The organism is Anaerocolumna jejuensis DSM 15929 (assembly GCF_900142215.1).
GTDB classification, from domain to species: Bacteria; Bacillota; Clostridia; order Lachnospirales; family Lachnospiraceae; genus Anaerocolumna; species Anaerocolumna jejuensis.
This window is the reverse complement of the sequence record NZ_FRAC01000008.1, coordinates 255,218-270,302: the sequence shown is the minus strand read 5'-3', so window position 1 is coordinate 270,302 and position 15,085 is coordinate 255,218. Positions and strand designations below refer to the sequence as shown.

Below are 15,085 nucleotides of genomic sequence, written 5' to 3'. Positions count from 1 at the left end.
TAAAAAATTGATAGAATCCTGTCGTTTGGACAGCATATTATCATCATTTTGCCTTTTTTGTACAGAGATTTGTTAGTATTGCATAAATATCAGTTGAACAATTATGTAAAATGATGTATACTGAAAACAGTTATTTGACACACCATAATACAGGAGGAATTGCGATGATTGAAGCAACGAGCTGTGGCGGTGTAGTTATTTTCAGAGGGAAGATTTTACTACTGTATAAGAACTATAAAAACAAATACGAAGGTTGGGTTCTGCCGAAAGGAACTGTGGAGGAAGGCGAAGAATTTAAGGAGACAGCCATACGTGAAGTGAAGGAAGAAACAGGGACGGATGCTTCTATAATTAAATATATTGGAAAAAGCCAGTATACATTCAGTACACCACAGAATACAGTAATAAAGGATGTTCATTGGTATTTAATGATGTCTGATAGCTATTACAGCAAACCGCAAAGAGAAGAATATTTTATGGATTCCGGATATTATAAATTTCATGAGGCGTACCATATGCTGAAGTTCTCTAATGAGAAGCAGATATTGGAGCGCGCTTACAATGAATACCTGGATTTGAAGAAGAGTAATTTGTGGGGTAACAAAAAATACTTCTGACAGGTTTACAGACCGGCATTTTCAAAGGTGAAAAAGCGGTATCAATACGGAACGAAATTATAAAAGGGAGTCAGCAGAAAAGGAAATTTTTACTGCTGGTTCCCTTTTGTAATTCCTAAAATTCCTTACATTTTCCTTAATGCCCCTTTCTTTCGTTGTCAAAGTTCCATTGGTCCTTTATAATATTAATATGGGGAAAAGTTAAGTTTAGGCAACCGGTGTTTTGATTGTTTAAGGAGGTAATTATGAAAAAGAGAAGGATTTATTATTCATTAGTGATGGCAGTGATGCTGTTACTCTCAGCCTGCAGTGCCAGCAAAAACAGTACAGAAGCTCAATATGACAGGGGAACAGGACAAAGCGGGGCAAATCAGGCAGGCAGTGGGAATGGCTTTACTGCAGACACCTCAGCGGAGACAACAGCAGCTACGGAAGAACCAAAGAGCAGTGCCGGAGAAGCTGCAAATAATTCCGATACCAACAGAAAGCGGATCAGAAAAATCAGTTTAATTCTTGAAACAGTTGAATTTGAGGGAAGTCTAAAGGTTATTACGGAGGAAATACAAAAATCTGGCGGCTATGTTGAAAGCTCCTCCATCAACGGAAGCAGCACGGAATACAAGGGTTCCAGAAGTGCACAGTATGTTCTGCGCATACCGGCAGACAAGGCAGACAGCTTTATTAAAATCATGGGAAACAAAATGAGCCTTATTCATGAGGAGGAAAGCAGTGAAGATATCACCCTGAATTATGTTGATGTCCAGAGCAAGGTCAAGGCCTTGGAGATAGAGCAGGAAAGACTGCTGGCCCTATTGGAGAAAGCTAATAAAATAGAGGATATTATTGCCCTGGAAGAAAGGTTAAGTGATGTAAGATATCAGGTGGAACAAAACACATCAACTCTTCGGACCTATGATAATCTGGTAGAGTATGCCACCATAACCTTAAACGTGGATGAAGTGCTCCGGATTTCACCGGTTGAAAACAAGAGTCCCGGAAGCAGAATGAAAACAGGCCTTACGAATTCCCTCTTTAACATAAGGGACGGCTTTGTTGAAACAGCTGTCTGGTTTATTGCTAATCTGCCCTATATCATATTCTGGGGAATTGTAATAGGGTTATCCATATTCATAACTATGAAAGTATATCATAAAAAAGAAAAGAGACAGCTTTCCGGTCCGGGCCAAAATACAAATGCAGGCAGGCAGGAAGAAGGAGAGCAGAAGAAATAACGGATAGCAGAAGAATCAAAGAATTGCAGATAATAATAATTTGCTGATAGATAAAGAATTTGCTGGCAAATATAAAAAATTATACTTGTCATATTGAAAAAGATGTGTTATAATTCTAATGCTAAATTGCACGTATGTTGATTTCTGGCCTGGTGCCTTTACGGTCTGTCAGAAAAATGAGACATACGGAAGAAAACAACCAAATGGAGGTAAATTATGAGTGTTATATCAATGAAGCAGTTATTGGAAGCAGGTGTACATTTCGGACACCAGACAAGAAGATGGAACCCTAAGATGGCTGAGTACATCTACACAGAAAGAAACGGAATCTACATCATTGACCTGCAGAAATCTGTTGGCAAAGTAGATGAAGCTTATTATGCAATCAAGGATATCGTTGCTGAGGGCGGAAAGATTCTTTTTGTAGGAACCAAGAAACAGGCTCAGGATTCCGTTAAGTCCGAAGCAGAGCGCTGCGATATGTTCTATGTAAACGAGAGATGGTTAGGCGGTATGTTAACAAACTTTAAGACCATCCAGAGCAGAATTGCAAGATTAAAACAAATTGAAACAATGTCCCAGGACGGTACTTTCGAAGTTCTTCCCAAGAAAGAAGTTATTGAGTTAAAGAAAGAATGGGAGAAGTTAGAGAAGAACCTTGGTGGAATTAAGAATATGAAGAATATTCCTGATGCTATTTTTATAGTAGATCCCAAGAAGGAAAGAATCTGCGTACAGGAAGCTCACGCATTAGGTATTCCTTTAATCGGTATTGCAGATACAAACTGTGATCCCGAAGAACTTGATTATGTAATTCCTGGTAATGATGATGCTATCAGAGCAGTTAAATTAATTGTTGCCAAGATGGCAGACGCTGTTATCGAAGCTAACCAGGGTGTTCAGATGACTGACAATACCGAAGAAGCTACCAGCGAAACAGTAGAAGCAGCAGAAGAAAGCTCAGAAACATTCGTAGAAGCATAATATAAAAATGCAGTGCATTTTTTAATACCCATTAAGCAGTACCGCAAGGAGACTTGCGGTATGCTTGGGGTTCGTTTGAAAAATGCAATAGGAGCTTAATATAATCAAAAAACGGAGGAATACAAACATGGCTATTACAGCAGCAATGGTTAAAGATTTAAGAGATATGACCGGAGCCGGCATGATGGATTGTAAGAAAGCACTTGCGGCTACCGATGGAGATATGGACAAGGCAGTTGAGTTCTTAAGAGAAAAAGGACTTGCTGCTGCTGAGAAAAAAGCAGGAAGAATTGCAGCAGAAGGTATCTGCGAAACTGCAGTAAGCGAAGACGGTAAAGTAGCTGCCATCGTAGAAGTTAACAGTGAAACAGATTTCGTAGCTAAGAATGAAACTTTCAGAAGCTTTGTTACAGCAGTCGTAAACCAGGCTATGTCAACTGCAAATACTGATATTGAGGCATTTTTAGCTGAAAATTGGGCACTTGATGCTTCCAAGACAGTAAAAGAGGAATTATCCAGCCAGATAGCAGTAATCGGCGAAAACATGAATATCAGAAGATTCCAGAAAGTTGTTGCTGAAAATGGCTTTGTTGAGTCCTATATCCATGGCGGCGGAAGAATCGGTGTATTAGTTGAAGTTGAAACAACTGTATGCAATGATATCGCAAAAGACGCAGCTAAGAATATTGCTATGCAGATTGCAGCAATTTCTCCTAAATATGTTCAGAGAACAGAAATTCCGGAAGACTACATTTCTCACGAAAGAGAAATCTTAAAGGCTCAGGCTATGAACGAGAATACCGGAAAACCTGAGAATATCATAGAGAAGATGATCGAAGGCCGTTTAAACAAGGAATTAAAGGAAATCTGCCTTGTAGATCAGGTTTATGTAAAAGACGGAGATTTAACTGTTCAGAAATATCTTGATACAGTAGCAAAAGAAATCGGTGCTCCTATTGCAATTAAGAGCTTTGTCCGTTTCGAAACCGGTGAAGGTATCGAAAAGAAATCCGAAAACTTTGCCGAAGAAGTTGCAAAGCAGATGGGAAACTAGACAAAGAGTAGCAAGCAACTTCTTCGTGAGAAGATTGCAAAGCAGAGTAGACCGTAATTTTATAATTAAAATAATGCTAACCGTCGGAAACTTAATGTTTCCGACGGTTTTCTAAATATCAGGAGATTAAGTTAGATAGATATATTTTCTATAAACCTAACCTCCTTTAAATACTAATGGAAGTATTTAGTTGAAACATGTATAATAAAAGAACATGAATATAAGGTGTGGTAGGAACTCTGAAATTGTAGTATATCAGACCAGGGATGAGTTGACGAAAATAGAAGCTACCTTTAATAATGATACTGTTTGGCTCTCCATAGATCAAATGGCAGAATTATTTTAACGTGATAGAAGTATAATCGGTAAGCATATAAGAAACATTTTCAAAGAAGGTGAATTTGAGAAAATTTGTGGAGGTTCCAATGCAAAAGAAATTTATAAGTCACGGATGTTCATATGATGTGGAATTTTTTGAAACTGAAAACTCATGTATGATTCGTTTCTATGATAGTAAAAATGAAGAATATGGTAAGTCCCTGCATGATTTGGTAATCGTTGAACCGAGTTATGGTTTCTTACTTGTGCAATACATAGGTAACGATGCTGTTTTAGGTGGAGTTTTGAACGAAAAATATTTTTCAAAAGATATGACCGAAAACATTATAGGTTTCTTAAATGATAACTTACCTAAGTGTAGAAATGTCTATTTCCCATACCATATAGATTTTGTTTCAGTTTCTGATTATGATGAGTATAATGGTGAGTATTAAGCTCATAGCAAATCCAATATTGTAGGGGACTACGTACTACCCATTATATTTAGATAATAAAAGAGAAAGACAAATATATCTTGCTTTACTATTGAGTAAAGACAAATATAAAGCTATGGAGGTAATAGGGATGAATATTGAATTTAGAAAATTCAGTGAATTTCATAGAGGAATTATATACCAATTACTAAAAGATGGATATTCCTTTGATAGCAGATATGAAAGGGATTGGATAACAAACTGGAAAGAAGCGGATGAATTTTTTTATGATAATCTACAAATAGCAGATGAATGTGGCTTTATTACAACTTTAAATAATACTCCAATTGGTTTTATATGTTGGGATCCAAGACATATTCCGGAATACATAGAAATTGGTCATAATTGCATTGTAACGAAGTATAAAGGAAATGATTTCGGAAAAAAGCAGTTACAAGAAGCTGTTAAACGAATGACTAATAAAAATGTTAAAAAAATTATAGTGACGACTGATGAGCAATTAGTGCCTGCACAAAAGAATTACGAGAGCGTTGGATTTAAGTTTATACAAAAGCGTGAAAGCGAATGGAATCAAGAATATGCTGGAAAATTGATGGATTATGAGATGAAATTGTAAAGATAATTCCAATTATGTAGATATCTAACATCCCGCCAATCGTATATATGCAATATTTGGGTTCAATAGTTCTCAAAGCCAATGGGTAGCTAATTTCATGCTTTAAAGAGTGCTTGACCGCCGAAAACTCAGTGTTTCCGGCGATTTTTGCATGGAAGGTTTGTTCTGCTTGCAAAAATAGTATATACTTGAACCATTAGGATGAAAGGAAGGTGAAGATTATCAGATATTTAAGCAGTTTTTCCCTATCTCAGAAGAGAGTGAATAATCCCAATATCTATCCTTATAACGTATTTTCAAATAAATCTGAAAAGGTATTTTTATTTCAGCCAATCACTCTTTTGTATGGAAATAATGCTTCTGGAAAATCTACGGTACTTAATATTATAGCAAATAAGTTACAAATAGAAGGAAGCGAATTTGCTACGAATAACAAATATGGGATAACACGTTACTTTTCTGATTTTATTCAGGAATGTGATTATGAATTAGGAGAAGATGAAGCAGGCAAGCAATTGGAACAAATACCACTTGGCAGCAGATATATAAAGAGTGAAGATATTTTATATGAAATTAAGAAAATCCAGCAGGAGCAGATTTTAAGAGATGGATATGTATACGAGCACGTTAGAAGGGGAATGGCAAAGGAGCAGATTCATAGCTTGAAAGCTTCAGAAAAAATGTATGAACAAATAGAGTACCTTAAGTTTGCGCAGGAAAAGTATTCTAATGGGGAAACAACACTACAGATGCTGGATGATTATATAGGAACTGACGCACTTTATCTGTTAGATGAACCAGAAGTATCGTTATCTCCAGCCAATCAAGTATTACTGGCAGAGAATATAAATAAAATGGCCAGATTTCTGGGAAACCAGTTTATTATCTCAACCCACTCTCCGTTCATGCTTGGAACTTTAAATGCAAAAATATATAATTTGGATTCGAGTGAAATGGAAACTGCAAAATGGACGGAGCTTGAAAACGTAAGATATTTTTACGATTTTTTTGTAAAGCATAGGGATGAATTTGAAAAATACAAATAAAATGAATGACGGAAGCATATGGATTAGAAAATTAAATTAATTGTTTTATAAAAATTTACTATATTTATGCCGATATTATATGAAGAAAAATCAATGAAATTTCTAATTCAAGAATGATTTGAATTAAGTAGTCTTTAATAATATGGGGAGGAAAATTGCTATGGATATAACAGGACTTGATGAATACTGCTATACGGATGCATCATCAAAAAAAGTGGGTACAAAATATAGCAGTGATACAGAGACAAATATGTCTGAAGTATTTAAAAAAGAGGTATTGAATTGGAAGTTAAAAATCAAGGAAAAGATTCATGAAGATTTAGAAAATGATCAAGAAAAAAATATTAAGATGTCTGAAAAGCAATGGCAGGCTTTAATGAATAGAGTGGATATTTCAATTAATGCTCATAAATTGGATGTTAAAGCGGATAGCTCTAAAACAGAAGAGGAAGATAAATGAGTCTATGCTGCTTCTTTTGAGAGTATCATCATAATCAGGGGGTTGAGATTGGTCGATAAAAGGGCCTGTCTTAACCTTTTATTTATAGATGGAAATGTACTGTAAAAACGTGTATAATGAAAGAAAATTACGAGGAATGAAAAAGTATTCTAAATTTGTGATACATAAATAGAAAGCGGGAAAATGCTATGGATAAGGGAAGAATTATATTCCTAAATGGAGTTACAAGTGCAGGAAAGACCTCAATTGTAGATGCATTACAATCAAGAAAAGAGGTGTTTTTTTATGTTGTGGCAAATGATTTATTTGAGGAAATGGTTGGTGAAAAATATCTTCGAGAGAATTACTGGAAGTATTTAAGTGATGTAATTATTATGATGTATCACACCGCTAAATTATTCTCTGATCAAGGGAAAAATGTTATTATAGATGGTATTTTGGTTGAACAGCCTGAGCTAAAACCGCATTATGAACAGCTAAGAACGATATTAAAGGAGAACCCGCTTGATATTGTTGAAGTATATTGTCCTTTAGAGATATGCCGTAAAAGGAATATCCAGCGCGGAGATAGGTATGAAAACCAATCAGAGGAGCAAAATGCGATAATGGCAGAAGGTATTACGTATAGCTGCAAGGTGGAAACTCATAGTAACACACCTGAGGAATGTGCAGAAATAATTTTGAAAGAACTGTTTGGTAATTTGAAAGCAAATGTGTAGTTGAGGGATGTTTTTAGTTATTGAGCATTGTCAAGTAAGAATGGTTTCTGCGAATATACAGGAGCTTCCCAGGAAATATAAAATAAAAGCTGCTTTTTTGTAACTTTTGGCTACGAAAGGGCGGCTTATTTAATTATAAAAGGAATTTTGTCATATACGGAACGGACATAACTCATTTTCTTCCACTTTACAGAAACGTTATTTCTATTTATACTTTTCTTACGGTAACCTATTATACTGGGTAAATTATATTGTTAGTCAGGAGTAAAGCCGTTACTCAGTATATATAGTTTAAAGTTTACAATAATAATATACCGTATCAATTTGTACTAGCTTTTTAGACATTGGAGGATGAAGCATGATAAAAGTTATTGCATCTGATATTGATGGAACACTATTAAATCGAGAACATCGTTTGTCATTGGAGAATAAAAAGGCCATAATGAGAGCAAGAGAGTCGGGAATTATGTTTTTGATTTCAACTGGGAGAAAATATAAGGATGCCATTACTGTATTGGAAAGTGAAAATCTGGCAGATGGATATATTACATTAAGCGGAGCACAGACAATATCCAGCCAGGGAGAGCTGCTAAGTTCAATTCCACTTACCAGGGATAATATATTTAAGGTTATGAAATGTGCTTCGTCTTATCCTGTATCCGTAATACTCAATACGATAGAACAAGACTATATGATTGGAAATCAGCTGGAAATGGAAGAAAGCCTGCGTTTACGGGAAATGGCACTTCATGAAGAAAAGAGAGCCGAAAGGGAAACAGGTCACAGGGATGGCCGCTCTCTGATTCAAATGCTGAAGAAGAGGACTGTGGCAGTATCTACATTGGACACATTGTTTTTAAAAGGGGCCCCCGTATATAAATTATTCATCATTGGCAGCAATCAACAAATTTTAAATCAATTGGACTGTGAAATCCGGCAGATTCCAGATATAGCATCTGCGTCCTCTTATATAACAAATTTGGAAATAACTCACGCAAAGGCTCAGAAAGGACTTGTTCTTCGGGATTTTATCGAACAGCGTGGTTATAAGATGAAGGAGGTTATGACCATAGGAGACAGTATGAATGATTATTCCATGATATCGATGGATTATGGAGTTACTGTTGCTATGGAAAATGCTATGGAACAATTAAAAAAAGCAGCAAAATACGTCACAACGGACTGTGATCAGCACGGAGTCGCGTATGCGATTAACTGTCTGCTGGACGGTAACATAGGAGACATTCGGAAAAAGTAAAAATGGAGAGAATAACATTTCGCTAAAACATAGGAAATTAAGTATAACAGAAATCTCAGAAACTTAAGACCGGAAGAAGAGGGGAGGGATGTCCATGAAGCTGACACCACGGAATAAAAAGCTGATATTACTTCTTTTAGAAGAAGATAATTATATAACGGTACGGTATATTGCTGAGACTGTAAAGGTAAGCTCGAGGACAGTCCTCCGGGAATTGATTCCTATAGAGAACTGGCTGAACAGCAAGGGCATTGCCCTGGAAAAGAAAAAGGGCAGCGGAATCCGAATCAGTCTAAAAGATAAAGAGAGAGAAGCTTTAAAAAGTGAAATAAAGAGTGAGAAGTCGAATCTGGTCTATTCGCCGGAGCAAAGGCTCACTTTACTAAAAGCAGAGCTTTTGAAAAATCCCGGGATAACCAAGCTGTATACCCTGACCATGTTACTGGAGGTTACGGAAGGTACCATCAGTGCGGATTTAGACAAGCTTGATACCTGGATGGACAAATTCCGGTTAAAGATTAATAAAAAACCGGGGCTTGGGGTGTATGTGGAAGGAAATGAAATATCTGTCAGGAGTGCAATCATTACTCTTATTTATGATCAGGTCCATGAAGCGGAGTTGATCAATATCATATTTAATAAAGCAAAAGAGGCCTTTAACCTGGAGCTGATTAAAACCAGAATAAACCAGGGGATACTTGATATAATAGATGTCAATAATCTGATACTGGCCGAACAGCTCCTTAAGAAGGTGGAAACCCAGATGGGCTGCCAGTTCGCTGATAATTCTTACATCGCTCTGGTAATAAGAATCAGTGTAACGATCCACCGATGCTTTATAGGCATGTTTATCCATGATATTGATGAGCAGGTAAAAGCTGTGCCTGAGGATAAATTATATAACTTGGTAAAAGAGTGGTTCATTTCCCATGAAAACCCTTTGTCCTATGCAGTTCCGGAAGAAGAAATCAAGTACCTTGTTATCCATATCAAAGGTGCCGAAATACAGGAAAGGCAAGGAATGGATTCCGGGCAGGACAGGCAGGACCTTGAGATTATGGAATTGACCAAGGAAGTTATTTACATTGCCGAAAGGGAAACCGGTATCTATCTTGAGGATAATGAAAAATTGCTTAAGGGTCTGGCAGGGCATCTTAAAATGGCTATATACCGAATAAGAATGCATCTGGATATTATGAATCCCTTATTAGAGGATATTAAGGACATGTATCCGGATTTATTTCAGACGGCCGGAAAATGTGCGCAATTTATCGAAGAAAGAGAGGGGGTTGCTATACCGGAAGATGAAGTCGCATATCTGGCCACTCATATCGGTGCAGCTGTGAAAGAAGAAAAAAGTAATACTCTTCAGATATACCGGGCGGTAGTTGTATGCACGAATGACATTGGTGCGGCGCAGTTACTGGTATCAGAAATTGAACGGGTATTTCCTGGTATCCGGATTTCCTCCATTATTTCTGTTATGGACATGGACATTGCCCAGTTAACACAAAAGCATATCGATCTCATTATTGCCACGGTAGAATTACAGATTACAAAACTTCCTTTTATCCTGGTAAATCCTATCCTGAATGAAGCTGACAAGAGGCATATACGGGATGTATTGGATAACTTTTTGCCGGTAAATGTGAATTACGGCAGGATAAGAACGGCCCAGTTTAAGGAAAAGCTGAATAAACTGAAACAATACAGTCGTTATATATTACAGATTATAGATAATTTCCTGTTTATCGAACAGGTTGCTGCGGAAAATGAGGAGATGCTAAGTCATTTCGTCAGCCGGTCCCTGGCGGTATCGGGTGCGGACAGGTTTCAGATGGAAAAGAACATGGAAAATAAGGAACAGAAGGGGTCTGCGATTCTAAGCAGGAAAAGAATGGTTTTATATCACCTCCGGTCAGAGGCGGTCAGAGAACCCGGTATGGCTGTCCTGAGGCTTAAAAGTTCCATTGGAAGTATTGGTAAAGATGGAAATATACAAAAAGCGGACACCTTTATTTTTCTGTCAATGCCTGTGGATACGGAAGGTTGTGTACTGGAATTAATAAACGAAATTACCAGAAAAATAATCAGCAGTGACTTTTCCTTAACCTTAAAACAAAGCGGCAGAGAAGAAATCATCATTGAATTAAATGCAATTTTAGATAATTTTATTCAAAGTAAAGTATTGGATGCCAATATTAAATGAGTTATGTCATATACGAACCGGACATAACTCATTTTCTTTTTCTTTACAGAAACTTTATTTCTATCTATACTTATTTTACAGGAACGAAACAGTTGTTACCTTTATTTAATACAAAGAGGAAGAGGAGAGATTACTATGGAAAAAGTAACAGTAACCGTAACAAATCCGGTAGGATTACATGCAAGGCCGGCAAGTTTACTTACCAAACTGGTAAAAGGATTTGAATGTGATATTGATTTTTATAAAAATGGAAATGCTTCCGAAAAGCACCAGCCAAAAAGCATTTTATCTGTCATGGCTTTAGGAGCGGTAAAGGGTGATGAGCTGACCTTTGAAGCGAAAGGAAAAGATGAAAAGGAAGCAATTAAAGCAATTGAAGAGTTTGTAAAGAGTGGTTGCGGGGAATAGGAGATCAGATATGAATACCATAAAGGGAGTTCCCATTTCATCTGGGATAGCAATCGGTAAGGTATATTTAAAAAAGGCAGTTTCAGAGGAAATAACCTTTACAAAGGCGGAAAGCAAAGACGAGGAAAAGAAAAGATTCCAGGCTTCCAGAGAGCTGGCAGTAAAACAAGTGGAAGAAATTTATCAGGAAATGCTTCATTCGAAGGGGGAGCAGGAGGCTTCTATATTTTTAGCCCATATAGAAATGCTAAATGATACGGAATTTGTTAAGGGCGTAGAAAGTGTTCTGGAAGAGTCGGGCTGTACTTCGGAATGGGCGGTCAAAACGGTAAGGGATAACTTTGTTAAGATTTTTGAAGCCATGGATGATGAATACATGCGGGAAAGGGCAATGGATATTAAAGATATCAGCGGCAGGGTAATCAGGATACTGAAAGGGGATGTAAATGCGGGTTCTCTTAAGCTTACGGAACCCTCCATAATGATATCGGATGATTTGGCACCCTCCGACACGGCGCAGATGAAACCCGAGCTTGTTTTGGGAATCATTAATGAAACCGGAGGTCCGACTTCCCATGCAGCTATTATAGCCAGGATGCTTGGCATTCCTTTCTGTATCTGTCCCCGGATTACTTCCCTTGTAAATAACGGACAGCTGCTGGCTTTCGATGGAGAAGAAGGAAATATAGAGCTGGAGGTAACGGAAGAAATCCTTGAGGATTACCGAGAGAAACAGGAAACTTTCCGTCAAAAGAAGCTTCGGCTGGAAAAGTTAAAAGGAACAAAATCCATTACGAAGGATGGTTATGAGGTTTTATTGGCAGGAAATATAGGGGCTCCGGAGGATGCGGATAAAGTGCAGCAGCAGGACGGACAAAGTATCGGACTGTTCCGGACGGAATTCCTGTATATGAACAGGGAGGATTCACCGACAGAAGAGGAGCAGTTTGCCGCATATAAAGAAACTGCGGAAAAAATGCAGGGCAGACCGGTTGTTATCCGGACCTTGGACATCGGAGGAGATAAGGAAGTTGATTATCTTAGGATACCCAAGGAAGAAAATCCTTTTTTGGGTTATCGGGCCATCCGCCTCTGCCTGGACCGTGTACCATTCTGGAAAGTCCAGCTAAGAGCCTTGCTCCGGGCAAGTGAATTTGGCAATATCCATATTATGTTTCCCATGATCGTATCCATAGAGGAATTGGTGCAGGCGAAACAGATACTGGAGGAAGTAAAAGGGGAATTAAGAAGAGAAGGTGCTGCTTTCAATGAAAGCGTACCGGTCGGAATGATGATGGAAACACCTGCTGCTGCCCTGATGGCGGATGTTTTTGCAAAGGAAGTTGATTTTTTCAGCATCGGAACCAACGATCTGATTCAGTACACCATGGCGGTCGACCGTATGAACGGGAAGGTCGCTCATCTATACTCCCAGTATGATCCGGCGGTACTCCGATTGGTTAAAAAGATCGTGGATAGTGCTCACGAAAATGGAATATGGGCAGGTATCTGCGGAGAAGCTGCAGCGGATAAGGCACTGCTCCCAATTTGGGTGGGTCTGGGACTGGATGAGCTTAGTATGTCACCGGTTTCTATTCTTCCCATAAGAGAACAGATCCAAGGGCTTTCAAAAGCGGATTGTGAGAATTTAGTGAAAAAAATATTTTTATTACGTACCGGAAACGAAATAGAAGAAGCTTTAAAACACTGCAGATAAATTGGTGGAAAAATGGGGAGGCTAAGGTTATGAATCAGGAAAGTCCTGAAAATAATATAGTGGTATCAGACGGGATGAGAACAGAGGAAGCGGAGTCAAAGGAATCGGAATCGATTCAGGTTACACAGCAAAATGAACTTGTATATTCGTTAATAACAGAAGTTGATACAAATTTACAGGAGGTGGTGGAATCATTTGTTGAAGCTTCCTCAAAAGCAGAAGAAGGTAATCAGGTCATTAATAAGGGAATTAATCAAATGACTGCAATAAGGGAAAATTTCATGTCGGTCATAGAGGCAATTCAGGTACTGGAAGTAAAATCGAAGGGTATCATGAATATTGTTGAAATGATTACCAGGATTGCAAAGCAGACGAATCTCTTAGCGCTTAATGCAGCCATAGAAGCTGCGCGGGCAGGCGAACAGGGAAGAGGCTTTACCGTTGTTGCCGGTGAAGTCAGAAAATTGGCAGAGCAATCGTCCGATGCTGCGAAAGAAATCGGAGAACTGATATATTCTATACAGGCAGAAATAAACCATACGGGAGAAATTATAAACGTAGTAAACAATGATGTGGAATTGGGGCAGTCACAGATTACAATAGCGGGAGAAGCTTTTAACAGTATATTTGATAATATTGAAGATGTTTCAAATCAGGTAATGAATCTGTCTGCCTCTATGGAGAAGGTTTTTTCTGTAATAAAAAATGTAAGGGTAATTATTTGATGTAATTGGACTCGGACATTTTAAAAATGAATAGGATTTATTATTCGTTCTTATTGTGCTGCCTAGTCCTAAAAGTTGTTTCTTACAATGTAACTGGTAAGAGGATTTGGACAGTAAAACTGCAGGAAATCAAGGGGTAATGGTATTGACAAAAAGATAATATAGTGTTAACATTTATATATAATTAAATTGGGGTGTTACGAAAGGCATAACCAAAGTGATAAATGTATTCTGTCAAGTGCATTTATTTGCTTTGGATTTTTTTTGTGGAGGTGGTTTTGTTGAGGGTTCAGAAAGCTTTCAATAATAATATTGTTTCTGCTGTTGACGAACAGGGAAAAGAAATGGTTATTGTCGGAAATGGAATAGGGTTTTCGAAAAAAGCCGGAGATATGGTCGATCAGTCTAAGATATCTAAAATATTTTATTGTGCTGAAAATTCGCAGGAAGAAAGAATGATTAAAATATTAAAAGATATTCCTATCGATCTAATACAGGTAACTAATAAGATTATGGAAATGGCACAGGCAGTATTAAATACAAAATTGAACCCTATGCTGTTGATTACTTTGGCGGACCATATACATTTTGCCATACAAAGAACCAATACAAATATGGTGATGCCAAGTCCCCTGGGACATGAGATCAGATACATTTATCCGAAGGAATATGAAGCGGGTTCCAAGGCGTTGGATTATATAAAAAGTACACTGAACGTCATTCTCCCAAAAGAAGAAACCATCTTTATTGCCTTGCATTTCGTCAATTCTCAGACAGAATACGAGGATATTTCAGACACCTTAAAGCTGAGCAGGATATTGCAGGAAGTTATACAGGTAGTCAAAGATGAGCTGAGGATCAAAATAGACGAATCCGCTACGACTTATTGCAGATTTGTAGTACATCTTCGTTATTTTGTGATACGGCAGTTAAGCAAGGAGCAAATGATAGATGATGATGTGCTTGAACTGTATGATATGGTGAAAACAAAATATGAAAAAGCATATTATTGTGTTCAGAAAATAAATACTCTGTTAAAAGAAAAATATAATATGGTTTATAGTGACAGTGAGGAATTTTATTTGGTACTTCATATACAAAAGATGCTGTCACAGCTAAAAGGGGAGTTACACTTACAGGCTTAACCCGGAAAACAACTATGAGTTTATTGATAGATGTTTTTCGGGTTTTTTATTTTGATTTGAAAGAAATTTATCCCGTAAACTATTCTGAGTCTGTCTGATCAGGCTCGCTGCTAATAATCATG

15 protein-coding genes are annotated in these 15,085 nt (G+C 37.6%); all 15 read left to right on the top strand.

The window, feature by feature from the left end; genetic code table 11:
- Window positions 1-164: 164 nt before the first annotated feature.
- The 15 genes from BUB77_RS07320 to BUB77_RS07250 all read left to right on the top strand — a co-directional run bounded on the left by BUB77_RS07320 (window position 165) and on the right by BUB77_RS07250 (window position 14,963).
- The gene (locus BUB77_RS07320) at window positions 165-617 is read left to right on the top strand and encodes an NUDIX hydrolase (protein WP_073274341.1); all 453 of its coding nucleotides are present in this window, start codon (window positions 165-167) and stop codon (window positions 615-617) included.
- Window positions 618-862: 245 nt separating this feature from the next.
- Window positions 863-1,849: a DUF4349 domain-containing protein gene (locus tag BUB77_RS07315; protein ID WP_073274339.1), complete on the top strand. Its 987-nt coding sequence runs from the start codon at window positions 863-865 to the stop codon at window positions 1,847-1,849.
- A 216-nt stretch (window positions 1,850-2,065) separates the two neighbouring features.
- Window positions 2,066-2,833 carry a 30S ribosomal protein S2 gene (gene rpsB / locus BUB77_RS07310; protein ID WP_073274337.1) on the top strand — a complete coding sequence of 256 codons (768 nt, stop codon included), beginning with the start codon at window positions 2,066-2,068 and terminating at the stop codon, window positions 2,831-2,833.
- A gap of 127 nt (window positions 2,834-2,960) precedes the next feature.
- Window positions 2,961-3,887, top strand: a complete 927-nt coding sequence (tsf, locus tag BUB77_RS07305) for a translation elongation factor Ts (RefSeq protein ID WP_073274335.1) — start codon at window positions 2,961-2,963, stop codon at window positions 3,885-3,887.
- 425 nt (window positions 3,888-4,312) lie between these two features.
- Entirely contained in the window at window positions 4,313-4,660 is a 348-nt protein-coding gene (locus BUB77_RS07300; RefSeq protein WP_073274333.1) for a hypothetical protein, read from the top strand.
- A 130-nt stretch (window positions 4,661-4,790) separates the two neighbouring features.
- Window positions 4,791-5,276, top strand: coding sequence for a GNAT family N-acetyltransferase (locus tag BUB77_RS07295; protein ID WP_073274331.1), 486 nt, complete (start codon window positions 4,791-4,793; stop codon window positions 5,274-5,276).
- 212 nt (window positions 5,277-5,488) lie between these two features.
- Window positions 5,489-6,322: an AAA family ATPase gene (locus BUB77_RS07290; protein ID WP_330392516.1), complete on the top strand. Its 834-nt coding sequence runs from the start codon at window positions 5,489-5,491 to the stop codon at window positions 6,320-6,322.
- A gap of 160 nt (window positions 6,323-6,482) precedes the next feature.
- Window positions 6,483-6,782, top strand: a complete 300-nt coding sequence (locus BUB77_RS07285) for a hypothetical protein (RefSeq protein ID WP_073274329.1) — start codon at window positions 6,483-6,485, stop codon at window positions 6,780-6,782.
- A 188-nt stretch (window positions 6,783-6,970) separates the two neighbouring features.
- The gene (locus BUB77_RS07280; RefSeq protein ID WP_073274327.1) at window positions 6,971-7,501 is read left to right on the top strand and encodes a phosphotransferase-like protein; all 531 of its coding nucleotides are present in this window, start codon (window positions 6,971-6,973) and stop codon (window positions 7,499-7,501) included.
- Window positions 7,502-7,859: 358 nt separating this feature from the next.
- Window positions 7,860-8,759, top strand: a complete 900-nt coding sequence (locus BUB77_RS07275) for a Cof-type HAD-IIB family hydrolase (RefSeq protein WP_073274326.1) — start codon at window positions 7,860-7,862, stop codon at window positions 8,757-8,759.
- A 94-nt stretch (window positions 8,760-8,853) separates the two neighbouring features.
- Window positions 8,854-10,968, top strand: coding sequence for a BglG family transcription antiterminator (locus BUB77_RS07270; RefSeq protein ID WP_073274325.1), 2,115 nt, complete (start codon window positions 8,854-8,856; stop codon window positions 10,966-10,968).
- Window positions 10,969-11,103: 135 nt separating this feature from the next.
- Window positions 11,104-11,376 (top strand): HPr family phosphocarrier protein, encoded by a 273-nt coding sequence (locus tag BUB77_RS07265; RefSeq protein WP_073274323.1) that lies wholly within the window; start codon window positions 11,104-11,106, stop codon window positions 11,374-11,376.
- A gap of 10 nt (window positions 11,377-11,386) precedes the next feature.
- Window positions 11,387-13,093: a phosphoenolpyruvate--protein phosphotransferase gene (gene ptsP / locus BUB77_RS07260; protein WP_073274321.1), complete on the top strand. Its 1,707-nt coding sequence runs from the start codon at window positions 11,387-11,389 to the stop codon at window positions 13,091-13,093.
- 29 nt (window positions 13,094-13,122) lie between these two features.
- Window positions 13,123-13,818 (top strand): methyl-accepting chemotaxis protein, encoded by a 696-nt coding sequence (locus BUB77_RS07255; protein ID WP_073274319.1) that lies wholly within the window; start codon window positions 13,123-13,125, stop codon window positions 13,816-13,818.
- 278 nt (window positions 13,819-14,096) lie between these two features.
- Entirely contained in the window at window positions 14,097-14,963 is an 867-nt protein-coding gene (locus BUB77_RS07250) for a PRD domain-containing protein (protein ID WP_170866605.1), read from the top strand.
- Window positions 14,964-15,085 lie beyond the last annotated feature (122 nt).